Source organism: Solibacillus sp. FSL W8-0474, from assembly GCF_038004065.1.
Taxonomy (GTDB): Bacteria; Bacillota; Bacilli; order Bacillales_A; family Planococcaceae; genus Solibacillus; species Solibacillus faecavium.
In genome coordinates, this window is record NZ_JBBOQJ010000001.1 from 1175140 (window position 1) to 1199929 (window position 24790).

The window sequence follows — 24790 nt, forward strand, 5'->3', positions numbered from 1 at the left end:
TGTTAAATAAACACATACATTCTGTTTTTTAATATTAGGAGGAAAATTAAATTATGAGCAAAATTATCGGTATTGACTTAGGAACAACAAACTCTTGTGTATCTGTATTAGAAGGCGGCGAGCCAAAAGTAATTCCAAATCCAGAAGGTAACCGTACATCTCCATCTGTAGTAGCATTTAAAAACGGTGAAAAACAAGTGGGTGAAGTTGCTAAGCGTCAAGCGGTAACAAATCCGAATACAATTATTTCTATTAAATCTAAAATGGGTACAAACGAGAAAGTTAAAGTTGATGATACAGAGTATACTCCTCAAGAAGTATCAGCAATGATTTTACAATACTTAAAAGGCTATGCTGAAGACTACTTAGGTGAAAAAGTAACGAAAGCGGTTATTACAGTTCCAGCTTACTTCAACGACGCGCAACGTCAAGCAACTAAAGACGCTGGTAAAATCGCTGGTTTAGAAGTGGAACGTATTATTAACGAACCAACAGCTGCAGCATTAGCTTACGGTTTAGATCAACAAGACGTTGACCAAAAAATCCTTGTATTCGACTTAGGTGGCGGTACATTTGACGTTTCAATCCTTGAATTAGCTGACGGCGTATTCGAAGTATTAGCAACAGCAGGTGACAACAAACTTGGTGGTGACGACTTCGACGACAAAATCATTGCTTACTTAGTAGAAGAATTCAAAAAAGAGAATGCAGTAGACTTATCAAAAGACAAAATGGCAATGCAACGTTTAAAAGATGCAGCTGAAAAAGCGAAAAAAGACTTATCAGGTGTAACTTCTACTCAAATTTCATTACCATTCATTACTGCTGGTGCTGATGGCCCACTTCACTTAGAAGTTTCATTATCACGTGCGAAATTCGATGATTTAACAAAAGACTTAGTTGAGCGTACAATCGTTCCTACTCGTCAAGCATTATCAGATGCAGGTCTTTCTGCTTCAGAATTAGATAAAGTAATTTTAGTTGGTGGTTCTACTCGTATTCCTGCAGTAGTAGAAGCAATTAAAAAAGCAACAGGTCATGAGCCACACAAAGGCGTAAACCCTGACGAAGTAGTAGCAATGGGTGCTGCTGTACAAGGTGGCGTATTAGCTGGTGACGTACAAGGCGTATTATTATTAGACGTAACACCATTATCATTAGGTATCGAAACAATGGGCGGCGTTATGACGAAATTAATCGATCGTAACACAACAATCCCAACATCTAAATCTCAAGTATTCTCAACAGCTGCAGACAACCAACCAGCAGTAGACATTCACGTATTACAAGGTGAGCGTTCAATGGCTGCAGACAACAAAACATTAGGTCGCTTCCAATTATCTGATATTCCACCAGCACCACGTGGTATTCCACAAATCGAAGTAACATTCGATATTGATGCAAACGGTATCGTATCAGTTAAAGCGAAAGACTTAGGTACACAAAAAGAGCAAACAATCGTGATCCAATCTGATTCAGGTTTATCAGAAGAAGAAATCGAGCGTATGGTGAAAGATGCAGAAGCAAACGCTGAAGCAGATGCAAAACGTAAAGAAGAAGCAGATCTTCGCAACGAAGCAGACCAATTAGTGTTCCAAGTGGATAAAACAATCACAGACTTAGGCGAGCAAATCACAGAAGACGAAAAGAAATCTGTTGAAGATGCACGCGATGAGTTAAAAGCTTCTTTAGAAAAAGGCGAAATCGATGAAATTAAAGCTTCTAAAGAAAAATTAGAAGGCGTATTACAGCCGTTAGTAATGAAAGTATACGAGCAAGCGGCAGCAGCTGCACAAGCACAAGGCGGAGCTGAAGACTTTGACGGCGCTGCAGATGCAGGCAAAAAAGATGACGGTGTAGTAGACGCTGACTTTGAAGAAGTAAAAGACGATAAAGACAATAAATAATCGTTAACATGGATGCAATTTCGGTAAGCGAGATTGATTAAACTTAAAAGCCAAAGACCGCTCGCGGCTTTGGCTTTTAAGCTTGTTGATGAGCTGTGGTGGAGTGAGGGGAAATAGAGGAAGTAATTTCCGTTATTTTAGAAAAATCATAAAAAAAGCCATAAATAACGGAACGAATTACCGTTATTAAGCTAAAAAGTAAGTAAATAACGGCTTTTTTCATGAATAACGGAAAAAATTACCGCTATTTTCTCTGGAAACGAAGGTTTTTAAGAAATAACGGAAAAACCTCCCCTTATTTTGAATCATTTCGCCAATCCCATGGCACGACGGAAAATAGAGGAATTAATTTCCGTTATTTTAGAAAAATCATAAAAAAAGCCATAAATAACGGAACGAATTACCGTTATTAAGCTAAAAAGTAAGATAATAACGACTTTTTTATGAATAAAGGAAAAAATTACCGCTATTTTCTCTTAAAATAAAGGCCTTCAACAAATAACGGAAAACCCTTCCCTTATTTCGCCAATCTCATTTGAAGTAGGAAAGTACGCTTGAGAATACTCGATACCCTCAAGCCGTGCCCCGTGAAAGTATTGGACCATATTAAATAACACCCACTATATATAAAAAGTAAGATAGCAAAAGGTATACATCATTTTTTCAACATGCTAAAATAGACGTTATGTAAAAAGAGCGGAGAGTGAACAATGAGTAAGCGTGATTACTATGAAGTGCTTGGCCTAAGTAAAGGTGCAAGTAAAGATGAAATAAAAAAAGCGTACCGAAAATTATCAAAACAGTATCACCCTGATTTAAACAAAGAAGAGGGGGCAGACGTAAAGTTCAAAGAAGTAGCTGAAGCATATGAAGTGCTATCTGATGATCAAAAGCGTGCCCGCTACGATCAGTTTGGTCATGAAGATCCGAATGCTGGCTTTGGAGGCGGTGGCTTCAGTGGAGGCGGCGGATTTGGCGGCTTCGAGGATATTTTCAGTTCATTCTTTGGTGGCGGTCGACGTCAAGACCCGAATGCACCACGTAAAGGTGACGATCTGCAATTCCGCATGAATATTACATTTGAAGAGGCAGTATTCGGAAAAGAAACAGAAATCGAAATTCCGAAAGAGGAAACGTGCGATACATGTCACGGTTCAGGTGCAAAACCAGGTACACAGCCTCAAACATGTTCACAATGTAATGGTGCAGGTCAAATTAATCAAGCGGTTGATACACCATTTGGCCGTATGGTAAATAAACGCTCATGTCCAAGTTGCCGTGGTCAAGGGAAAATTATCGTGGATAAATGTACACCATGTCGAGGTACAGGTAGCATCACGAAAAAGAAAAAAATCAAAATTACAATCCCTGCAGGTGTTGATGATGGTCAACAACTACGAGTGGCAGGTCAAGGTGAAGAAGGCTACAACAACGGTCCGGCGGGAGATTTATACATTATCTTTGCTGTACGTAAGCACGAACATTTTGAACGTGATGGCGACGATATTTTATATGAACTAAACTTAACATTCCCTCAAGCATCATTAGGGGATGAAATAGAAGTACCGACAATCCATGGTAAAGTGAAGCTGAAAATTCCGGCTGGTACTCAATCAGGAGCGCAATTCCGTCTAAAAGACAAAGGTGTAAAAAATGTACACGGCTATGGCATGGGTAACCAATACGTAATCGTTAAAGTTGTCACACCTACTAAATTAACAGAAAAACAAAAGCAGTTATTACGAGAATTTGCTGAAATCAGTGGTGACATTCCGGAAGAACAAGGTAGTTCACTATTCGATAAGATTAAGAAAAAAATTAAAGGCGACTAAGGAGTGTATTGCAAGTGAAATGGACAGAACTTTCGATTTTAACGACGCATGAGGCCGTTGATGCAGTGACGAACATTTTGCATGAAGCTGGTGCAAGTGGTGTAGTAATTGAAGATTCAAAAGAACTAGATAAGGAAAGAATCGATAAATTTGGTGAGATTTATGCGCTGAATCCAGAAGACTTCCCAAAAACAGGTGTCATTGTAAAAGCCTATTTATCAGCTTCAAGCTTCTTGGCGGAGACAATCGAAGAAATTAAGCTTGCAATTGCAAACCTTGTAAACTTTGATATAAATATTGGTGAAAATATTTTAACGCTTTGTGAAGTAGATGAGGAAGATTGGTCAACGGCATGGAAACAATATTACCATCCCGTAAAAATTTCTGAGCGCTTTACAATCGTACCGACTTGGGAAGACTACAAACCAGTATCAACGGACGAATTAATCATTGAACTAGATCCTGGCATGGCGTTTGGTACAGGGACGCACCCAACTACTGTTATGTGTCTGCAAGCGCTTGAAAAAGTTGTACAGCAAGGCCATACAGTTATCGATGTTGGTACAGGATCAGGTGTCCTATCGATCGGTGCTGCGATGCTTGGAGCGGAAAAAGTGCATGCACTGGATTTGGATGAAGTAGCTGTTAGAGCAGCACGTGAAAATGTGGAATTAAATAAAATGGATGCTATTGTTGAAGTATTCCACGGCAACTTATTGGATACCGTTAAGGAGCCTGCCGATATTGTAGTGGCGAATATTTTAGCGGAAATCATTATGTCATTTACTGATGACGCATTTTCAATTGTGAAACCTGGTGGACTTTATGTTACTTCAGGAATCATTGGTGCAAAAAAAGATGAAGTAAAAGAAGCGTTGGAAAAATCCGGCTTCGAAATTGAAGAAGTTCTAATGATGGAAGACTGGGTAGCGATTATTTCGCGCCGTCCTTAATTGAATTTCAGAGAACAACAGCTGTTTTGTGCAGCTGTTGTTTTTGTATAACAAGGAGTGAACACGATGCAACGGTATTTTATTGAATCAGCCGGAAATAATGAAAATGAATTTGTCGTAACAGGTGAAAATGCACGTCACATTAGTAAAGTCATGAGGATGGCAGTCGGGGAAGAAATCATCATTGTCCATGAAAATGTAGCGAATATCTGTGAAATTGTGGAGATTGACCAGGATGTACGTGTCAAAAAGACCGGACAAACGATTCCATCACCGGAAATGCCTATAAAGGTGGATATCGCATGTGGGTTGCCAAAAGGGGATAAACTGGAGCTTATCGCACAAAAAGCGACGGAATTAGGGATGTATGGAATGATTCCGTTTGCGGCAGAGCGCTCTATTGTAAAATGGGATGCGAAAAAAGCGAAAAAAAACCAAGAACGCCTGCAGAAAATTGCGCAGGAGGCTGCGGAGCAATCACACCGTACACATATACCGCAAGTGGAAGAGCCGATAAGTTTTAAACAGCTTATACAAAAGTTCGTTAACTATGATGTGATTTTTATTGCAGATGAAGAAGATGCTAAATTGGAAAACCGGACGAGCTTTAAACAAAAGCTTCAATCACTTAATACAAATAAGGAATTGCGCATTCTATGTATTTTTGGTCCGGAAGGTGGAATTTCCCGCAATGAATCAAAGGTACTGATTGAAGCGGGTGCCCAAACAATGTCACTCGGTCCTCGTATATTGCGAACAGAAACAGCGCCATTTTATGCTTTAGCAGCCATTTCTTACGAATTTGAATAAAAAAAGGGATTGATTTGAAAGGTAACTTTCGAATCAATCCTTTTTTGTATGAATGGATTAGTCCTATTTGATTAATTTTATCTCAAATTCGAAATTTTTACTTGTATAATCACACGTATTAATTGTACAATGTTTGTATAACATTTGTAGCCTTTTTAAAGGTGATGGATATATTAATAACAGTCTAACGTGAAATATCATGCTATAAGTCGCTACTTTAGCGATTAATATTCAAATAAAGTAATAGGGCAATGAAGAAAGTTGCTAACGTTGTACAACATTTAATTATTTATTTTAATCATTGTCCAATGCTTGGGGTAAAAGGAGGCAGTAGAGATGAAAAAAATTGCGGTAGTAGGTGCTGGACCTGGTGGATTAGCGGTAGCGATGTTAATGGCACATAAAGGCTATGACGTAACAATTTATGAGAAACAGGCCTATGTAGGTGGGCGTACAAGTGAAATTAAAATTGGTGAATATAAGTTCGATATGGGACCTACATTTTTAAACATGCTTTATATTGCGGAGGAAATTTTCGAGTTAACGGGACGGAATATAAACGATTATGTAGATTTAATTGATTTAAATCCAATGTATCAATTGATTTTTCATGATAAAAAGATCAATATGACACGTGATGCAAACGAAATGATTCGTCAAATCGATGAACTTTTCCCAGGAAATGAAGGCAGCTATGAACGTTATATGGAGCGTACTCAAAAGAAATTGGAAGTTCTCGCACCTGTTTTACAAGCTCCTATGAATCGAATGACAGATTTATTGAATCCGAAAGTGCTAAAAGCTGCTGGGGAATTAGAAATCGGCAACTCGCTTGTAGATACATTGTCGAAGTTCTATAAAGATGAAGATTTACAGCTAGCCTTTACATTCCAGGCGAAATATTTGGGGATGTCTCCGTGGGAAAGCCCGGGTGCCTTTTCGATCCTATCGTATATAGAGCATGCATTCGGTGTTTACCATATTAAAGGTGGTATCAATAAATTAACGGATGCGATGGCTAAAGTCGTGACTGAATTAGGTGGGAAAATCCACCTGAATAGCGGTGTGAAAAAATTAAAAGTAAGTGGGAAAAAGGTGACAGGCTTACTGCTCGAGGATGGTCAGGAGATTGTAGCGGATGAAGTGATTATTAATGGGGATTTTGCCAATGCCATGACTAAATTAGTAGAGCCTGGTGTATTAAAAAAATATACGCCTGAAAAATTGGAGAAAAAGCAATACTCATGTTCGACGTTTATGCTGTATTTAGGTGTAAATAAACGCTTTGATCTTCCGCATCATACAATTTGGTTTGCAAAAGACTATCGTAAAAATGTTGAGGAAATTACGAAAACAAAGCTATTATCTGAAGATCCTTCCATTTATATTCAAAATGCAGTTGTTACAGACGATACAGTAGCGCCGGATGGAAAGTCGACTCTTTATATTTTAGTACCGGTACCGAACAATACAAGTGGAATTGACTGGTCAAAAATAACTGCTCCATTCAAAGATTTAATTTTGAATATGGTATCGGATAAATTGGGGATTACAGATATTAGAGAATATATCGAAGAAGAGCGTATCATTTCACCGGCTGACTGGGAACGAGACATTCATGTGTATAAAGGGGCAACGTTCAACTTGGGGCACCAATTATCGCAAATGCTTGTATTCCGTCCGCGTAATAAATTTGAAGAGCTTGACCATTGTTGGCTAGTAGGTGGGGGCACGCATCCGGGAAGCGGCTTGCCGATTATTTTGGAATCTGCGCGTATTACAGCCAATGGAATATTGAAGGAACATAAGCAGCCGCTTCATCCAGTTAAACCATTACCGAAAGTTGAACATTATAAACCGGTACGTAAGGATAAGGATTTAGCGCATCAGCCTGCAGCAATCCATATGAACTAATAATCGTATTTTTGGAACTTTTAATTGTGTAATACGTATAACAATGTATGCAATTAAAGGAGGCGCTAAAATGTTTAAAAAATTTGCTTCAGATGCTTTAGGCTTATCTGATATTGGTGTAGTTATTTCAAGAGAAGATTTTGACAAGACAGATGCAGATGATTTTATTTTTAATGAAATGGATGAAAAGATCTATTTTCTAATTAAAACGAAAGCTGACGAATATTGCTTTACAAACTATGCATTAATCCACGTAGACGGTGCTAATGCAATTAGTAAAAAGCGTATGCTTCGTCGCTATGACTATGAGTATTTCGCTATTGATGAAGTATTGCTGGAAACGGCGGGTACAATTGATTTAGACGTAGAAATTAAATTTGTCATCGGTAATAATCCTTTGAGCATCGATATTCATAAAAAGTATTTAACTGAAATAAAGGATTTATATAAAGCACTCCATGCTATATCAATGGAACAAAAAGCGAATTCCTTCAATATGGATGCAGCAAAACAGAGCCTGAATTTGGCAGCTTCTTCACTTGGACGTACCGGTGCTGATGGAGTTTCTCCGGCAGAGGCATTTAAAGAAATTACGTCATTTTCACACAGCTGGCTCATTGATCAAAAGAAAGCATTTGTGAAGAAAGATTTTGGAGATGTTTTCGAAAAATATATTAATAATTAACCTCTTAAAAAGTGTTTGTTTAAAAATTATCTTAACACTGAACCGTTGATTTCCGTTCCGGGACCGATGCTTTCCCCGGGCACGGCTCCAGCTAACTAAATTGTGCCTACAACGGCAGGCACAATTTAGTGGATCTTCCGCGCGTGCCATTCCCGGTGGAGTCACGGTCCCTACACTCCAATCAACTTATTTATCACTTTAAATAGGGACGATTGAACAACTTCTTTCAGCTAAGCATCTAATTAAAATTTATAATAAAAAGATAAAAGGTCTCGAGAGTTCGTCTCTCGAGACCTTTTGTCGACAATATGAATTTTTTCTTTCATAGAAATGAGTGTTTTCTTTTCTATCACCTTTTCTGTTTTCTGTCCGAACTTTAGGGGAAGAGAAACAGTAAAGGAATTCTTTCCCTTTTTATATATTTTGAATAATGGCAGGTGATGTTGATGAAAAAAAGGTCGCTTTTCTTCGGAGTGCTGCTTTTTATTTCGGTTCCGGTAGTGATCTATTTCATGAATAATAAATCCGTTTCAGAAAGTGATGATGTAACTATGGATTCCACGAACTCAAAACAAATAGCAGGAACATCGGTTGAACCGGTTTACGAGCAGGGGGTGGCCTATAATGCTCGGGTATTGAATGATACATATGAAGTGTTGCAAAACGGTAAATGGCAGAAAGTCACGATTAAAGGGGTGAATATCGGTATGGCTAAACCCGGCCTTTTCCCGGGTGAAGCTGGCATTTCAAAGGAAGATTATTCGGGTTGGTTTAAGTCCATCGGTGAAATGCATGCCAACGCGATTCGAATTTACACAATTCATCCACCTGCATTTTATGAAGCATTGCTTGAATACAATTTGTCGCATGAACAACCGATTTACTTGTTCCATGGCGTATGGCTGGAAGAAGAACCGGTAGTTGAGCATTTGGATGTATATGGTGAACCGACGGAAAAGTTCCAAAAGGAAATAAAAGATATTATCGATATTCTTCACGGCAATGCAGAAATCGAACATCAGCCTGGTCATGCATCGGGGAACTATACTGCCAATGTTGCTCCATATGTAATAGGATGGATGATCGGTATCGAATGGTATCCACATGCAGTTCTTTCAGTAAATGAAAAATATGAAGGTAAGCCTCAGTTTGACGGCCAGTATTTTGAGACAAAGGGCGCATCACCATTTGAAATATGGCTTGCTGAACAAATGGAGTATGCCGCCAAGTACGAAATAGAGGAATACAGTTGGATGCGTCCTTTCAGTTTTACGAATTGGGTCACGACTGATTTACTGGACCATCCGTATGAACCGAGTGACGAGGAAGATATAGCGTCGGTAAACCCAAATGTTATTTATGAAAAAAACGAACTTCAGCATGTTGGACAATTTGCAAATTATCATGTGTATCCGTATTACCCTGATTTCATGAACTTTACCCCTGAATATTCGCAGTATATTGACCATCGCGGTAATCCAAATAACTATGCCGCTTATTTAAATGATCTGAAGAAAGCTCATAGATTGCCGATTTTAATATCGGAATTTGGGATACCGGCTTCGCGCGGATTGACCCATAAAAATCCGTTTGGCTGGAATCAGGGCTTTGTTAACGAACAACAGCAAGGGGAATATTTAGTCAGTCTCTATGAAGATATTCTGCACGAAGGCATGCTTGGTGGTTTAGTATTCTCCTGGCAGGATGAATGGTTCAAACGGACATGGAATACGATGGATCTCGATAATCCGGATCAACGGCCGTTTTGGTCAAATGCGCAAACGAATGAACAGCAATTCGGACTGCTCAGTTTTGATACATTGAAAATAAAAGTGGATGGGGACATATCGGACTGGTCAGGTAAAAAACCGATGTATGAAACCGAACAGCTGAACATGTATATGGATTCCGATGAACGTTATTTATATTTACGGCTAGATGCAAAAGATGTGGAATTTTCAAATGATTATTATCCATTGATTTACTTCAGTACAGTAAAAAATCAAGGGAATTCTTTATATAAAGGTTACCCGCTGTTAAATGAAGCGGATTTTGTCCTCACGATTAAAGATGAGGAAAATAGCAGAATCGAAGTGGATGCCTACTATGATCTGTTTCAGAAGCTATATGGTGAACGTTTAGAGCAAGTTCCTTTTGAAGGTGTAACGCAAAAAAACAGTGGGCAATTTAATCCGATTGAGTATGCACTGAATAAACAGCTGACGATTCCAATACTCAACGAGACATATCCATTCGAAAAATACGAGACTGGAAAGCTGAGGAAAGGAAACGGTAACCCAGAGAGCCGTGATTACGATTCACTTGCCGATTATGAAATCAATGAAGAGGAAGGAATAGTGGAAATCCGTATTCCTTGGCTATTGCTGAATTTTACTGATCCTAGCCGTCGGGAAGTATGGGCTGATTTGTATGCGAATGAGGAGATGACAACGGAAATTACAGATGGGATTGAAGTGGGACTATTACTTATCGAAAATGAAGAAGTGAAGCTGAGTGTTCCGGATAATAAGTCAGACCTAAAAAGCTATAAATGGGAAGAATGGGCTCTTCCGGAATACAAAGAACGTTTGAAAGAATCGTATTATATTTTGCAGGAAAAATTCTCAAATATTCAATAAATCATGAAGAATAGGGGGGAACACAGGTGAAGGTAACGAAGAATCAATTTAGTGAGGGGATTGAAAATTACCAGGATTTAAAGAATCTCTATAATTTGCAGCTAGCTTATATAAGAAAAAAGGGCATTCATTTTACGTTTGTTTTCGTGAAATATTCAGAGGAATCTGCTGTGAGTTACGAAGAGTTTTACCGGTTAGTAGAAGGGAATTTACGGAAATCAGATTTTGTGTTTACCCATGAGTCAAAACAATATGTCATTTTAGTACTGTCGATCAGCAAAGAAATGGAATCCAAGTCATTTCTAAGCCGGCTTCAAACCTCGATGAACCCATTAAACATGCCGCTAGTAGCAGTAATTGCGGAAATTGCCAATTCTACGCATTCACTTGAAGAAATACTGGAAGCTGGAGAATCAAAGGTAATGGACCTGGATTTTTCGCATACACAAATGGTAGCCATTCCTTATTTTCTTGAAAAAGAGCAAATCAAGATGAAAGTAAGCATCGTAGAAAATGACCATATTACCCAATCTATTTTTTCGAATCTGTTTCATAATTTAGAAACCGATGAACAGAATTTGGAGGTCCGAGTGTTTAATGACGGACTTGAATTTACCGAATCAAACTGGTATCGAAGTGAGCATCCTCATATCGTTGTACTAAATGATATTTTACCGAGGAAAAATGGCTTTGAAGTATTGCATTATTTGCGCGGTTTACCTAATGAGCAAAAATATTTGATTTTATTTATATCAACTCGTAATTCTGAAGAAGCCCAGCTTTACTGCCTTGAAAATGGTGCTGATGCTTACTTTGTCCGTCCCTTTAACTTGAAAATACTTGAGATTTGGATCAAAAATCATCTGAGAAGGTTGCATTAATATGATTGATCGTCAATTTCTAATTGGGACAGTTATTATCGGCATTATGATGCTGATCGTTATTTTCTGTATATTTTTGTATTTAGTCTATAAAGGGATGGAAAGAGATCGGATCAATGAAAAGATGAATGCATATTTCGAACGATATAAAACTGGATGGTATAAATATCTTGTTTATAATGAGCCATTTGATCACCGACCGGAAAATAAAATTTCAATGAAGGCCATTGATCATTTATTTATTTCATATTTGACAACGGTCAACAACGAGGCGATTCATACGAAAGTTTCCGAATACGCTTCCTTGAATATGCAGGACTATTATATAGAGCAAATAAAAAGCCGTGATCGATCGGTCCGTTTGAATGTATTACAACGTACATTATTGATGGAACTGGATTTTTTAGTACCGATCATTGAGCAACATTTAAGAAATAAACGCGATTATGACATGGAAGAATATTTACTAATGTTGCGGGTAGTCGCAAAATATAATCGTAATATGTTTTTTGCCCATGTTTATCAACCGAGATTACCGTTTGATGACTATGAATATAAATTGTTGTTGTCGACGATTGATGATAGCTATATCGACTATTTCACAAACCATTTTGATACCTTGCCAATGGTGCTGAAACTTGCTCTTCTTGATTATCTGAGTTTAAGCACAAATGTAAGTAATGATTCGCTCTCTTTTTATGAGCGTTTGTTAACATCGGATAATCAGGAGTTAAGAATTCGAGTTCTAAAAGCAATTGCCTCGTTTGGAATGATTTCGGATCTGCAACGGTATGAGCACTTTGTCGCTTCTACTAGCTGGGAAGAGCGGCTGATGATGGCGAGAATTTTGCGGTTTGCAAAAGAAGAGCAATCTTATCAAAATCTCCAGCGATTAATAGCTGATTCAAACTGGAAAGTACGTAAACAGGCGGCCTTATCTTTATTGAATATGCCAAAGGGAAAAGTAATATTGCAGCAAATAATCGACAGTAAAGAAGATTCGTATGCGGCGGATATAGCAAGGGAAGTCATGAAGTTAGGGTGATGAGAATGAATTCAGAAACAATACTTTATTGGTTTAACGAAGTGTTCAGTTCATTAATCTTTATATATATGTTATTAGTAATTATGGTCTATATATTAATGTTGATCTTTGCTTTTTTTCAGTTGAGAAAAGACAGGAACTTGGATAAACATTTGGAAAGTAAGGTAAATTTGAATGCCGTTTACTCGAAGCCTGTATCAATTATTGTTCCTGCTTATAATGAAGAAATCGGCATTATCAGTACGGTTCAATCATTATTGACGCTTGAATACCCGCAATATGAAATTGTCATTGTAAATGATGGTTCGAAAGATTCGACATTGCAGATAGTAATTGACGCCTTTCAGATGGAGCCTGTTTTCCGGACCGTACAAACTCAGCTACCGACAGCGGAAATCAGGGGCATCTACCAGTCAAAGCTCCATTATAATATTGTTTTAGTAGACAAGGAAAATGGCGGAAAGGCAGATGCTTTAAACGCAGGCATTAATGTATCAAGGTTTCCTTATTTTTGCTCAATTGATGGAGATTCGATTTTATCGTCTAAATCATTGCTGCAAGTGATGAAGCCAATTGTCTCGTCTAACGGGAAGGTCATTGCTGCAGGGGGAAGTGTGCGTATAGCAAACGGTTCAGAAATTGAGTACGGCAGTGTATTGAAATCGGTTGTACCGAATAATCCAATTGTCGTCATGCAGATTATCGAATATTTACGTGCATTTTATATGGGGAGAATTGCGCTGAGCCGCTTTAATTTATTATTAATTATTTCAGGTGCGTTTAGTGTCTTTTCGAAAGAATATACAATAAAAGTCGGCGGTTACAATAAGAATACGATTGGCGAGGATATGGAACTGGTCGTCCGGCTGCACAACTATTTATTAAAGAATAAAATAAAAAAATCCATTGAATTTATTCCCGACCCGGTATGCTGGACAGAAGCACCCGATAATTTAAAGGATTTAAAAACACAGCGTAGACGGTGGCATCAGGGACTGTTAAGTAGCCTCATGCTGAACCGCGGGATGTTACTCAATCCAAAATATAAACAAATCGGTCTCATATCTGTTCCCTATTTTGTATTTATAGAATTAATCGGTCCGATTGTTGAGCTACTCGGATATATGTATGTCATTTTATCATTAGTCATAGGGAATATATATTTGGAATCAGCTCTTACTTTGTTTGTGCTGTTTTTAATTTACAGTACAGTTATTTCAATGTTTTCTATTTTACTGGAAGCATGGAGTATGGGCACTTATCCACGTATCCGTGATTCCGTGAAACTATTATTGTATTCTTTATCGGAAGTTTTCTGGTTCCGTCCGCTAATGGTTATTTTCCGCCTACAAGGATTCTGGTACTTTTTAAGAGGCAAAAATGACTGGGGAAGCTTAAAGCGCTCCGGGTTACAAAAGTAGTCAATCTTGTAATTTAAGAGTAGTTATTATGGAAAAGGACTTTTAAGATGAAATACGCGTTTTAAAAGTCTTTTTCTATGGGCAAATTATAAAACATGAAGGTTAAAAAGATAGGCTTTACATAGCGTTTTGTGCTATTATAAAACACGTTGATATTTTATCTGCATTTAGCTAATTAAAAACTATGCCACTGGCAAATTGATAAGTGTAACCTTGAAAGGATGATATAAATTATGAGTTACGAACGTACGAAAACCGTATCTCTACATACATTAGGGTGTAAAGTAAACCACTATGAAACAGAAGCCATTTGGCAATTATTTAAAGATCAGGGATATGAGCGTACGGAGTTTGATCATCAGGCGGACGTTTATGTTATTAATACATGTACAGTAACGAATACTGGGGATAAAAAGTCCCGCCAAGTTATCCGCCGTGCAATACGCCAAAATCCGGATGCGGTAATTTGTGTTACAGGCTGTTATGCACAAACATCACCGGCTGAGATTATGGCCATTCCAGGTGTTGATATTGTCGTAGGTACACAGGACCGCGATAAAATGCTTGGCTATATCGAGCAATACCGTAATGAACGTCAGCCAATTAATGCTGTACGTAATATTATGAAAAATCGTGTGTATGAAGAATTGGATGTACCGGCATTTACGGACCGTACACGTGCATCGCTGAAAATTCAGGAAGGCTGTAACAACTTCTGTACGTTCTGTATTATTCCTTGGGCGCGCGGCTTAATGCGTTCACGTGATCCGGAAGAAGTTATTCGCCAAGCACAGCAGCTTGTAGATGCAGGTTATTTAGAAATCGTCCTAACAGGTATTCACACTGGCGGATACGGACAAGACTTCAAAGACTATAACTTAGCACAGCTGTTACGTGACTTGGAAGCTCAAGTTAAAGGCTTGAAACGTTTACGTATTTCTTCTATTGAAGCATCGCAATTAACGGATGAAGTAATTGAAGTACTGCAAAACTCTGAGATTGTAGTAAACCATTTACACATTCCGATTCAATCAGGTTCTGATACAGTATTAAAACGTATGCGTCGTAAATACACGATGGAATTTTTCGCAGAGCGTCTTGAGAAGCTGAAAGTTGCGTTACCTGATTTAGCTGTTACTTCTGACGTAATCGTAGGATTCCCAGGCGAAACGGAAGAAGAGTTTATGGAAACATTTAATTTCATTCGCGACCATAAATTTTCTGAACTTCACGTATTCCCTTACTCACAGCGTACAGGCACACCTGCTGCGAGAATGGACGACCAAGTGGATGAGGAAATTAAAAACGAACGCGTTCACCGCCTAATTGCATTAAACGATCAATTGGCAAAAGAATATGCGTCTCGTTTTGAAGGCGAAGTGCTAGAAGTGATTCCTGAAGAGCGCTTCAAAGATGGAGATAATGAAAATCTATATGTTGGCTACACAACAAACTATTTAAAAGTTATTTTTGAGGGCACTGAGGATATGATTGGTCAGCTTGTAAAAGTGAAAGTTACAAAAGCAGGCTATCCATATAACGAAGGGCAATTCGTTCGTGTTTTAGAAGAATTATTAAATTAAATATAAAGGGTTGTATAGAAGTTTTAAAACTTTTATGCAGCCCTTTTTTTATTATTTTATAAAATACCTGTCCAAAAGACTTCTTAGTTTTATTACTATTCGCATATTCTAAATAAAAGAGGGTATTGGTCATTTATGATGGACGGAGGATGGGAAATGGGACAAGAGCAGCTGGCGAAATTATCTATCGTGGAAATACCGGATGGGGTTATTGGGAATATACATCAATTCAAAAATTTCGATCCATCAAGAATTCTACACTATGAGTTAAAAGAGGACCGTTTACTAATTTATATGGAAGAGTCAGTAAGGTTGGGAGCAATCGATGAATTTTCCAGGACAATTGAAGATTTCCGCATTGAGGTGGAGCGGGGAGTAAGACCGGAAGTAGAGGCTTTTGGAGCATTTGAGTACAATGAAGATTTATCTGAACTTAGATTTACAGTGAAGCGGGAATTATTTGATCACGACATTTTGGCTGAAATGCTGGAAATAAGCATAGTGGAGGATGCCATAAAATTTCAGATTTATAGTCGTAAATCTATCGGTGTACAAGTATATTATCTTGATGACATGACAAAACTAGTATTTGAGCAACGGTTTTATCCGGAATCTAGATAAAGAAGGTGGAGCAATTTATATGAAATGGATATGGATGCTTGCTATGTTATTTGTTTTATATGGTTGCACAGAGCAAAATGAAGTTCAAACCGAAATAGCACTGCCAACTGTAGAAGTAAATATACCTCCAGAAGTGGCGCGGGATTATGGATCGCTGAATATTGAATATAAGGCTTCGGAAGTTCAAAAGACGATACAGCCGGATGGGGTTGTCTCGTTACAGATGAACGAACAACAGCTTAGTGAAATTGCCGAGCAGACGGAGCAATTTCTTGAAGAATATAAAGAGGTAAGCGGTAAAAGTTCAGAAGAGGCGGTCACTAGTATAACGTCAAATGACCTGTATTCGGAGTGGGAAATTACCTTATCGGATAATACCCTATTGAAGCAGGAATCATTTGAACTAGCGCAGGAACATTTAATAAAAAATATATTAACTTATCAATTGGCAAATCGCCATCAGCCTGAATTGAGAATCCGGTATTTGCTGAACTCAGGTGAACAACTGGAAGAGAAAATCATACGTACAGAATTTGCATATTCCGATGAATAATTTTAGTTGTCTGACAATTTAACTCGGATAAAAAAAATGCTAAACTAGAAGATGTACGGACAACTAAAGAAACATTAAAAGGAGTAATGATACAATGACTCAAAATTATGCGGTAATGATCGATCATACTTTATTAAAAGCTGAATCTACAAAAAAACAGGTACAACAAATCTGTGCAGAAGCGAAGGAATACGGTTTTGCTTCAGTATGTGTAAACCCTACATGGGTGAAGTTCAGTGCAGATCAATTAGCTGGTACAGAAGTTAAAGTATGTACAGTAATTGGTTTCCCATTAGGTGCTACAACTTCAGCAGTAAAAGCTTTTGAAACAAAAGACGCGATTGCTAATGGTGCCGGTGAAATCGACATGGTCATCAACATCGGTGCATTAAAAGATGGAGACTTCGATTTAGTTCGTAACGATATTAAAGCAGTAGTAGACGCTGCAAATGGTACGTTAGTAAAAGTTATCATTGAAACTTGTCTTTTAACAGATGAGGAAAAAGTAAAAGCATGTGAATTGGCAGTTGAAGCAGGTGCTGATTTCGTGAAAACTTCTACTGGTTTTTCAACAGGTGGAGCTACGGCGGAAGATATCGCTTTAATGCGTAAAACAGTTGGTCCGGACCTTGGTGTAAAAGCATCAGGCGGAGTTCGCAGCCTTGAAGATATGCAAAATATGATTGATAATGGAGCTACTCGAATCGGCGCGTCATCTGGTGTTGCTATCATGAATGGTTTAAAATCAGATTCAAATTACTAAATAGATAGTTTTTGTTGACTCTTTTTCAATGATAAGCTATACTACTTTAGTACACATTATCTAAATGTTGATGATTGTATTGACGTGTGTTCGGAGGGAGGGAAAGAGAGATGTCAAAAACTGTCGTTCGCAAAAACGAATCGCTTGAAGATGCTCTTCGTCGCTTCAAACGTACTGTATCAAAATCAGGTACAATTCAGGAAGTTAGAAAGCGCGAGTTCTACGAAAAACCTAGCGTTAAGCGTAAAAAGAAATCAGAAGCTGCACGTAAACGTAAGTGGTAATTTTCCCTGTAAAAACCCTACGTTCATAACACGCAATTTTCAGATTTAACTGAGCAGACAAATGATATAACCCCCAAGCTACTTATGTGGCTTGGGGGTTATTTATTTTATTACAAAAAAGATTTTTTAATAAAGTCCGTTCTGCTTTGGCATAAACACATTTCCGCAAAAATGAAGATATAAAACATAGCATTTCCGCTCTCCGCCGCCTCGCGATAGCGCAAGCGGCTTGGTTGGAGGGTAAAATGCCTCGCAAACGGCAATAAAGACAGTGATAAAGACGCGTATCACGTGGCTTTAGCGCTGTCTTGCCTTAGCCCACCAATCAATCAAGTGAAATCTTATTAGAAAATCTTCCCCATGTTATGGTGATGCGCCCAATATCGCGTAGAACTATTACAAAATATAGAGAAAGCCTAACAATCCCGATTTCAACAAAAAGAGTATATGCATGAATAAGATGAGCCTGTTTAGTAGAATCTAATTAAACGGGTTCTTTTTTATTTACGAATGAGAATATTTTAACCGTAAATGAGGGTTTTTATTGCAATTTATAGAAAATTATTAATTTTGTGTTTGATTTAGCGTATAATAAAACGGTGAGGAGCCATTTTGAAAAAGGCGCAGATAAAAGTTAACTTTTTTGAAACCTTTTATCTTTTCATCCGTATACCTACTATACATACAATTTAGCAAAGAGAGGTGAGAATAATGAAACGAACAAAGATCTTTAGTTGGATTTTTCTAATGGTCATGTCATTCGTATTAGTATTTCCTTCTTTAACAGCATTTGCGAATGGTAAAGTATATGAAATATCGGTTAACAATGAAATTGAAAAAGGGTTAGTCGAGCATTTAAAGCGCGGATTTGATGAGGCGAAAAGCAATAATGCGGAGGCAATTATCCTCAATATGCACACACCGGGTGGATTTGTCGCTGCGGCTTCTGAAATTGGCAGGCTAATGGATAATACGGATATACCGATTATCGCTTTCATCAATTCTGATGCGCTGTCTGCAGGTGCGTTCATCGCATTACATGCGGATAAAATTTATATGACGCCTAATGCGACAATGGGAGCAGCGGCGGTTATTGATTCTGCTGGAAATACAGCTGGTGAAAAAGCAGAAAGCGATTGGCTTGCAAAAATGACGTCAGCTGCTGAAAACTCCGGACGGGATCCGAAATTTGCCCAGGCAATGGTCAGAAATGACTTTGATTTACCAGAGTTGAGAGCCCCGAAAGGAAAGCTTCTTACATTGACTGCTGAAGATGCCGAAAAGGTGAATTACTCTGAAGGAACAGTTGCTTCCATTGATGCACTGCTTAAAACACTGCAGCTTCAGGATAGTGAAGTTGTAAAGGTAGAGCAAACATTTGCAGAAAAACTTGCACGCTTTATTACCAATCCGATAATTGTTCCTATACTGTTGTCGATTGCCAGTATTGGATTAGTAGTAGAGTTGTACTCGCCTGGCTTTGGTCTTGCCGGGTCAATGGGGCTTGCTTCATTAGGTATGTTTTTCTTTGGTCATCTCATTGCAGGATTTGCAGGATATGAAACACTAATCATTTTCGTCATCGGACTAATTTTAGTCATTGCCGAGCTGTTTGTACCAGGTGGCATTTTAGGTATCATCGGGGGCGCACTAATTATTGGAAGTTTACTTTTTGCAGGGGAAAGCTTCGCCCATATGGCATATTCGATTTTAATTGCAATGATAATTGCAGGTATAGGAATGGTGATACTTATGAAATTCTTCGGGAAAAAGTTGCATATGTTTAATCGTCTCGTACTGAGAGATGCTACGTTGACGGAAGAAGGCTATGTTTCAAATACGAACCGAATTGAATTGATAGGCAAGGTAGGTCAATCTATTACACCGTTGCGTCCATCAGGTACAGTTTTGGTTGGTCAAGATCGTCTTGATGTCGTGACACAAGGTGGCTATATTGATGCTGGTAAAACAGTGGAAATAGTGAAAGTAGAAGGCTCGCGTATTGTCGTGAGAGAATTTATTGGAAAAGGTGGAGAAGAAGTATGAGTATGTTTGAAGATGCAGGAACCATTACATTAATTATTGGATTAATTATTGCATTTGTCATCCTAGCAGTATTTTTCACATTTGTTCCAGTCGCACTATGGATTAGTGCACTTGCAGCAGGTGTAAGAGTAAGTATTTTCACATTAATCGGGATGCGTTTACGTCGGGTAATCCCTTCACGTATCGTGAATCCGTTAATTAAAGCACATAAAGCAGGTTTGGACGTAACAATTAACCAACTAGAATCCCACTATTTAGCAGGTGGTAATGTTGACCGCGTAGTAAATGCATTAATCGCGGCACACCGTGCAAATATTGAGTTAACTTTCGAACGTGCAGCAGCGATTGATTTAGCTGGACGTGACGTTTTAGAAGCAGTACAAATGTCGGTAAACCCTAAAGTTATTGAAACACCATTCATCGCAGGTGTTGCAATGAACGGTATTGAAGTAAAAGCAAAAGCGCGTATTACAGTGCGTGCTAACTTAGACCGCTTAGTCGGCGGTGCTGGTGAAGAGACGATCGTTGCCCGTGTAGGTGAAGGTATCGTATCGACATTAGGTTCTAGTGAATCGCATTCAAAAGTACTTGAAAATCCAGATTTAATCTCTCAAACAGTTCTTTCTAAAGGTTTAGACTCTGGTACAGCTTTCGAAATTCTATCGATTGATATTGCAGACGTTGATATCGGTAAAAACATCGGTGCCGAGCTTCAAATTGAGCAAGCACAAGCAGATAAAAACATTGCACAGGCAAAAGCGGAAGAACGTCGTGCGATGGCCGTTGCAAGTGAGCAGGAAATGATTGCAAAAGTTCAAGAGATGAAAGCGAAAGTAGTAGAAGCAGAGGCAGAAGTTCCTATGGCTCTAGCAGAAGCGCTTCGTTCGGGTAACTTTGGTATCATGGATTATATGAACTATAAAAATGTTCAGGCAGACACATCTATGCGTGATTCTATTTCAAAAGTTTCAAATAACGAAAACCAGGATCCAAAGAATAAATAATCGAGGAAGGGAGTGAGCACTAGATGGAAGGACTTATCATAATGATTATTATATTTGTTGTCAGTTCCTTGTTAGGTAAAGGAAAAGAACAGCAAAAGAAAGAATCAAATCAGATGCCACCATTTAGCAGTCAACCTGCTCCTCGAAAACAGGAAGTAGAACAAAGAACCGAGCAAAGACGTCCGAAATCTTTAGAGGACTTTGCAAATGAGGTATTTGGTCAGCTTAATGAAAAGGCAAAGCCAGTTGCACAAAAAGTGACTCAAGAGCTTCCTAAACAAGTAGAAAAGCCTGTTATAGAGGCAAAGCGAGTTATAACTGATGCACGTATAGACAATCCAAATAGTGCGCGTTCATTAAAGGAACGTCCAATCGTTGCATTGGCAAAAAAAGAGGCTGAAGCATTCCAGGTAGTGCCGACTAGTCAGCGTGACTTAATGCAAGCGGTCATTATGACAGAAGTTTTGGGTCCACCGAAGTCAAGAAGAAGATAATTATAAGACTACCTATTACTGCGGAAATTACGTAGAAATAGGTAGTCTTTTTTGAGTTAAACAAGTAACGGGCGGAATATAATTACTATTGAATGTCATAAAAAGTGGGTATATAGATGATGAGAGGGGGAATATAAATGAAAAGTGTATGGTTTAACGTCATGATAATGAGTGTGTTATTTTTAGCAGCTTGCGGGAATACTAGTGATGAGAGCCTTACAGATGCAGACGAAACAAATGTTGTTTACGAAAATGATGAGATAATTTCGCATAATCTGGAAGGGGTAACAGTTTCATTAGACTATCAAATTCAAAAGGTAACTAATAGTGAAATGCTAGAACAATCTACCAATTTGCAATCTGGTGATTATCTTCTTGAAGTAAGCGGGGAGATCCACAACGACTTTGAGCAAATGGTTTATTATACACCTCATTTCGATATAGAAACTCCGGAAAATGTGAAAATTGAGCAGATTTCATCTACTGTTGGCGATGGACAGATTTTAGTGAATCCGCAAATGAAAACGAATTTTACCGTTGTTTATTTAATTCCTGAGGAACAATACAATAAAAATGAATCTTTAAATTTACAAGCTCCGGCAGTGTTTAAAGAGCCGGACAGTGAAAGCTCCGGTGATGCACTTGGAGACTCATCAAATTGGGAAATTCCAATTAAATAACTACACATGCCTTCTTTTTCCGTAGCATATAGTGACGTAAAAAGGAGGCTTTTTATTGAGAAAATTATTTCCTGTAAATAATAAATTACAAATCACCTCTTTTATGGATATCCGGTATGACGGGTACTATACAGTAGGAGATGTATCTCCAACTGAATATAACTGTCGTACGAAGGATTTTACTATGCATATTCGTGCCGGTGAGCTGGAAGTTATGCATCTGTTTGAGGAGGGTTTTTTAATTCATTGCAGCAAGCTTGAAAAATTAACGATTGAGCGAATAAAAAAATGAAAAAACCTTATAAAAAGCTTATCACCATTAAAATGAAGCAATCAACAGAGGCCAATACATTTATTACGCTCCTGAAAAAAAATAATATTCGCATTACCCAATTGCGTTTCCCTGGAAAGGAAATCACTTTTCAGCTAGCACACAAGGATATGTCTTTAATTCGAAAGCTGAGAAAACAGGCAAAAGTTAGAATAGAGATTCGCTATAGTGAACCGGAAATTATTTTACAAAAGGATTTGAAGACGGGGATAGGTTTAATTTTGCTGCTCATTGTCCCATTATTATTATCACGGTTTATTTGGCAAGTGGATGTAGAAGCGCAAACGGTCGAAATTGAGGATGAAGTAATGGATTATTTACAGAAGGAAGTTGGAATAGAATTTCCTGTACGAAAAAATGCATTTATTTCCGATAATGAAATTCGTCAAACGATGATGAGGCAGTTCAGGGAGTTTTCTTGGGTACATATTATGAAAAACGGCAGTAAAGTGACAATTAGCCCACAGTTAGCACCAAAAATAGAACCGCCCCAAAACTCAAGTACGAATCAATATTTAGTTGCCGGAAACAATGGAGTGGTTACACATTTTCAAATCGAAAAAGGGGTTCGCAAAGTAGAGCCAAATACGACGGTTTATCGTGGGGATGTTCTCGTGTCAGGAATTATGGAATACGGAGAAAAATCAATTTTAATCGGTGCGGAAGGTAAAGTGTTTGTCGACTATTGGCTTGAAACTTCTTTTACCATTCCTAAAACAATTGAAATGGAAGTATTGGATGATTACGGTTGGAACTATCAAATAAATTGGAACCAAATTGGGGCTTCAATTGAGCAGAAATCATTTAAACCTTTAAAGTCCATTGTGACATATGAATCGTATAGAATGTTCCATAAAAAAACGGAGAAGATAAGTGAGAAGGATATTGAATCAGTAATTTTACCGTTATTGCATGAAAAGATGATTTATTCATTACCGCTTGAATCGGCAATTAAGGCAGAAAAACTTTTGCACGTGTCCGCTGATGATGATACAGTTAAAGGGAAAGTCTTGTATTTAGTAAATGAAAATATCGCAAAACCACATCTAATTCACCAAGGAGAATGAGTATGTCAGAAAAATATGTTGAGCTCCAAATCGACAATCCAAATGAAGCAGTCATGCTTTTGGGAATGTCTGATGCAAATATAACATTGATTGAAGAAACTTATAATGTCCAAATTATTACGCGTGGCGAGGTAATTCAGATTGCTGGAGATGATACAGCAAAGAAAAAACAAGCATATTCAGTATTAGAAGCATTGCTTAAAGTAATACGGAAAAATATTAATATCGATCAGCGCGATGTGACAACAGCGATTGAAATGGAAAGTAAAGGCACAATTGAATATTATGCAGAACTATATGATGAAGAAATAGCGCGCAATACAAAAGGAAAGCCGATTCGTGCCAAAACAATTGGGCAGCGTGAATACATTCGGGCAATCCGTCATAAGGACTTAATTTTCGGTATTGGTCCAGCCGGTACAGGTAAAACTTATTTGGCTGTCGTTATGGCCACACAGGCTTTAAAGAATGGACATGTAAAACGCATTATTTTAACCCGACCTGCAGTTGAAGCGGGAGAATCATTAGGGTTTTTACCGGGTGATTTAAAGGAAAAGGTCGATCCTTATCTACGCCCTCTATATGATGCTCTGCATGACATTTACGGGCAGGAACAGACTCAGCGCCTAATTGAACGCGGAACCATCGAAATCGCGCCATTAGCCTATATGCGCGGGCGTACATTAGATGATGCATTTGTAATTTTGGATGAAGCCCAAAATACAACTCACCAGCAAATGAAAATGTTTTTAACACGTTTAGGTTTTGGATCTAAAATGGTGATTACCGGAGATAAAACGCAAATTGATTTACCGAAAAACACCGAATCAGGTCTCATAATCGCAGAACGGACATTAAAATACGTAAAAGACATTCACTTCCAGATATTGGAACAAGGTGACGTAGTGAGGCACCCATTAGTAGCAAGGGTAATTCAGGCATACTCCGATCAGGAATTATAATTTTACGCAAAGAGCAGTTGCACCGTGCAATTGCTCTTTTTGGTCTTATGATAATTTCAGACTAAAAGCTAAAAGTTGCAAAAATAAATGGTATCATTTGTAAATAGGGAGACTTGGTTCATCATCTGAGATAAATAGAGGAATGAATATCCGTTATTTCGCAAATAAATTAAAAATAGGTTCATCACCATAAGTTGGGGATGACAAAATTGAAAAATAATATTTTCTAATTAAGTCCGTTCTGCTACGCTACGGGGAAAACACGTTGAAGCAAGTATTTTGTAGGCTCATCCTTCGTTCCATGTCACTCTGCTT

Annotated in this window: 23 protein-coding genes; all 23 read left to right on the plus strand. The window is 38.2% G+C overall.

Features of this window, described 5'->3' with window-relative positions; genetic code table 11:
• Positions 1 to 53 precede the first annotated feature (53 nt).
• The 23 genes from dnaK to NYE67_RS05820 all read left to right on the plus strand — a co-directional run bounded on the left by dnaK (position 54) and on the right by NYE67_RS05820 (position 24475).
• Positions 54 to 1907, plus strand: coding sequence for a molecular chaperone DnaK (dnaK, locus tag NYE67_RS05715; RefSeq protein WP_340729452.1), 1854 nt, complete (start codon positions 54 to 56; stop codon positions 1905 to 1907).
• Positions 1908 to 2617: 710 nt separating this feature from the next.
• Entirely contained in the window at positions 2618 to 3739 is a 1122-nt protein-coding gene (dnaJ, locus tag NYE67_RS05720) for a molecular chaperone DnaJ (RefSeq protein ID WP_340728811.1), read from the plus strand.
• A gap of 14 nt (positions 3740 to 3753) precedes the next feature.
• On the plus strand, positions 3754 to 4692 hold the full coding sequence (gene prmA / locus NYE67_RS05725; RefSeq protein ID WP_191702461.1) for a 50S ribosomal protein L11 methyltransferase: 939 nt from the start codon (positions 3754 to 3756) through the stop codon (positions 4690 to 4692).
• Positions 4693 to 4758: 66 nt separating this feature from the next.
• Positions 4759 to 5502 carry a 16S rRNA (uracil(1498)-N(3))-methyltransferase gene (locus NYE67_RS05730; RefSeq protein WP_340728810.1) on the plus strand — a complete coding sequence of 248 codons (744 nt, stop codon included), beginning with the start codon at positions 4759 to 4761 and terminating at the stop codon, positions 5500 to 5502.
• 336 nt (positions 5503 to 5838) lie between these two features.
• The gene (locus NYE67_RS05735) at positions 5839 to 7416 is read left to right on the plus strand and encodes a phytoene desaturase family protein (protein WP_340729453.1); all 1578 of its coding nucleotides are present in this window, start codon (positions 5839 to 5841) and stop codon (positions 7414 to 7416) included.
• Positions 7417 to 7486: 70 nt separating this feature from the next.
• A complete protein-coding gene (locus NYE67_RS05740) occupies positions 7487 to 8101 on the plus strand; it encodes a PH domain-containing protein (protein WP_340728808.1) in 615 nt (204 codons plus the stop codon).
• A gap of 446 nt (positions 8102 to 8547) precedes the next feature.
• Positions 8548 to 10740, plus strand: coding sequence for a hypothetical protein (locus tag NYE67_RS05745; RefSeq protein ID WP_340729454.1), 2193 nt, complete (start codon positions 8548 to 8550; stop codon positions 10738 to 10740).
• A gap of 26 nt (positions 10741 to 10766) precedes the next feature.
• The gene (locus NYE67_RS05750; RefSeq protein ID WP_340729455.1) at positions 10767 to 11621 is read left to right on the plus strand and encodes a response regulator transcription factor; all 855 of its coding nucleotides are present in this window, start codon (positions 10767 to 10769) and stop codon (positions 11619 to 11621) included.
• 1 nt (position 11622) lies between these two features.
• Positions 11623 to 12666, plus strand: a complete 1044-nt coding sequence (locus NYE67_RS05755) for a HEAT repeat domain-containing protein (RefSeq protein ID WP_340729456.1) — start codon at positions 11623 to 11625, stop codon at positions 12664 to 12666.
• A gap of 5 nt (positions 12667 to 12671) precedes the next feature.
• Positions 12672 to 14087 (plus strand): glycosyltransferase family 2 protein, encoded by a 1416-nt coding sequence (locus tag NYE67_RS05760; RefSeq protein WP_340729457.1) that lies wholly within the window; start codon positions 12672 to 12674, stop codon positions 14085 to 14087.
• Between the two features lie 233 nt (positions 14088 to 14320).
• Positions 14321 to 15670, plus strand: coding sequence for a tRNA (N(6)-L-threonylcarbamoyladenosine(37)-C(2))-methylthiotransferase MtaB (gene mtaB, locus NYE67_RS05765; protein WP_191698314.1), 1350 nt, complete (start codon positions 14321 to 14323; stop codon positions 15668 to 15670).
• 156 nt (positions 15671 to 15826) lie between these two features.
• The gene (locus NYE67_RS05770; protein WP_340729458.1) at positions 15827 to 16291 is read left to right on the plus strand and encodes a hypothetical protein; all 465 of its coding nucleotides are present in this window, start codon (positions 15827 to 15829) and stop codon (positions 16289 to 16291) included.
• Positions 16292 to 16310: 19 nt separating this feature from the next.
• Positions 16311 to 16844, plus strand: a complete 534-nt coding sequence (locus NYE67_RS05775) for an adenylate cyclase (protein ID WP_340729459.1) — start codon at positions 16311 to 16313, stop codon at positions 16842 to 16844.
• A gap of 94 nt (positions 16845 to 16938) precedes the next feature.
• A complete protein-coding gene (gene deoC, locus NYE67_RS05780) occupies positions 16939 to 17607 on the plus strand; it encodes a deoxyribose-phosphate aldolase (RefSeq protein ID WP_340728799.1) in 669 nt (222 codons plus the stop codon).
• 110 nt (positions 17608 to 17717) lie between these two features.
• A complete protein-coding gene (gene rpsU / locus NYE67_RS05785; protein WP_004227078.1) occupies positions 17718 to 17891 on the plus strand; it encodes a 30S ribosomal protein S21 in 174 nt (57 codons plus the stop codon).
• Between the two features lie 371 nt (positions 17892 to 18262).
• Complete coding sequence (locus NYE67_RS20780) at positions 18263 to 18346, plus strand: RNA polymerase factor sigma-54 (protein WP_445683382.1); 84 nt, start codon at positions 18263 to 18265, stop codon at positions 18344 to 18346.
• 256 nt (positions 18347 to 18602) lie between these two features.
• The gene (locus NYE67_RS05790; RefSeq protein WP_340729460.1) at positions 18603 to 19937 is read left to right on the plus strand and encodes an NfeD family protein; all 1335 of its coding nucleotides are present in this window, start codon (positions 18603 to 18605) and stop codon (positions 19935 to 19937) included.
• Entirely contained in the window at positions 19934 to 20941 is a 1008-nt protein-coding gene (gene floA / locus NYE67_RS05795; protein ID WP_191698309.1) for a flotillin-like protein FloA, read from the plus strand. The genes NYE67_RS05790 and floA overlap by 4 nt, the downstream gene beginning before the upstream one ends.
• Positions 20942 to 20964: 23 nt before the next feature.
• Positions 20965 to 21435, plus strand: coding sequence for a hypothetical protein (locus tag NYE67_RS05800; protein ID WP_340729461.1), 471 nt, complete (start codon positions 20965 to 20967; stop codon positions 21433 to 21435).
• Between the two features lie 137 nt (positions 21436 to 21572).
• The gene (locus NYE67_RS05805; protein WP_340728796.1) at positions 21573 to 22115 is read left to right on the plus strand and encodes a hypothetical protein; all 543 of its coding nucleotides are present in this window, start codon (positions 21573 to 21575) and stop codon (positions 22113 to 22115) included.
• A gap of 55 nt (positions 22116 to 22170) precedes the next feature.
• Positions 22171 to 22407: an RNA methyltransferase gene (locus NYE67_RS05810; protein ID WP_191698307.1), complete on the plus strand. Its 237-nt coding sequence runs from the start codon at positions 22171 to 22173 to the stop codon at positions 22405 to 22407.
• Between the two features lie 32 nt (positions 22408 to 22439).
• Entirely contained in the window at positions 22440 to 23513 is a 1074-nt protein-coding gene (locus NYE67_RS05815) for a sporulation protein YqfD (protein ID WP_340729462.1), read from the plus strand.
• A 2-nt stretch (positions 23514 to 23515) separates the two neighbouring features.
• On the plus strand, positions 23516 to 24475 hold the full coding sequence (locus NYE67_RS05820) for a PhoH family protein (protein ID WP_340728794.1): 960 nt from the start codon (positions 23516 to 23518) through the stop codon (positions 24473 to 24475).
• Positions 24476 to 24790 lie beyond the last annotated feature (315 nt).

Coding starts and splice junctions, on each gene's coding strand:
- dnaK (WP_340729452.1), top strand. CDS start 54: ATGAGCAAAATTATCGGTATTGACTTAGGAACAACAAACTCTTGTGTA.
- dnaJ (WP_340728811.1), top strand. CDS start 2,618: ATGAGTAAGCGTGATTACTATGAAGTGCTTGGCCTAAGTAAAGGTGCA.
- NYE67_RS05730 (WP_340728810.1), top strand. CDS start 4,759: ATGCAACGGTATTTTATTGAATCAGCCGGAAATAATGAAAATGAATTT.
- NYE67_RS05735 (WP_340729453.1), top strand. CDS start 5,839: ATGAAAAAAATTGCGGTAGTAGGTGCTGGACCTGGTGGATTAGCGGTA.
- NYE67_RS05740 (WP_340728808.1), top strand. CDS start 7,487: ATGTTTAAAAAATTTGCTTCAGATGCTTTAGGCTTATCTGATATTGGT.
- NYE67_RS05745 (WP_340729454.1), top strand. CDS start 8,548: ATGAAAAAAAGGTCGCTTTTCTTCGGAGTGCTGCTTTTTATTTCGGTT.
- NYE67_RS05755 (WP_340729456.1), top strand. CDS start 11,623: ATGATTGATCGTCAATTTCTAATTGGGACAGTTATTATCGGCATTATG.
- NYE67_RS05760 (WP_340729457.1), top strand. CDS start 12,672: ATGAATTCAGAAACAATACTTTATTGGTTTAACGAAGTGTTCAGTTCA.
- mtaB (WP_191698314.1), top strand. CDS start 14,321: ATGAGTTACGAACGTACGAAAACCGTATCTCTACATACATTAGGGTGT.
- NYE67_RS05770 (WP_340729458.1), top strand. CDS start 15,827: ATGGGACAAGAGCAGCTGGCGAAATTATCTATCGTGGAAATACCGGAT.
- NYE67_RS05775 (WP_340729459.1), top strand. CDS start 16,311: ATGAAATGGATATGGATGCTTGCTATGTTATTTGTTTTATATGGTTGC.
- deoC (WP_340728799.1), top strand. CDS start 16,939: ATGACTCAAAATTATGCGGTAATGATCGATCATACTTTATTAAAAGCT.
- rpsU (WP_004227078.1), top strand. CDS start 17,718: ATGTCAAAAACTGTCGTTCGCAAAAACGAATCGCTTGAAGATGCTCTT.
- NYE67_RS20780 (WP_445683382.1), top strand. CDS start 18,263: ATGCGCCCAATATCGCGTAGAACTATTACAAAATATAGAGAAAGCCTA.
- NYE67_RS05790 (WP_340729460.1), top strand. CDS start 18,603: ATGAAACGAACAAAGATCTTTAGTTGGATTTTTCTAATGGTCATGTCA.
- floA (WP_191698309.1), top strand. CDS start 19,934: ATGAGTATGTTTGAAGATGCAGGAACCATTACATTAATTATTGGATTA.
- NYE67_RS05800 (WP_340729461.1), top strand. CDS start 20,965: ATGGAAGGACTTATCATAATGATTATTATATTTGTTGTCAGTTCCTTG.
- NYE67_RS05805 (WP_340728796.1), top strand. CDS start 21,573: ATGAAAAGTGTATGGTTTAACGTCATGATAATGAGTGTGTTATTTTTA.
- NYE67_RS05815 (WP_340729462.1), top strand. CDS start 22,440: ATGAAGCAATCAACAGAGGCCAATACATTTATTACGCTCCTGAAAAAA.
- NYE67_RS05820 (WP_340728794.1), top strand. CDS start 23,516: ATGTCAGAAAAATATGTTGAGCTCCAAATCGACAATCCAAATGAAGCA.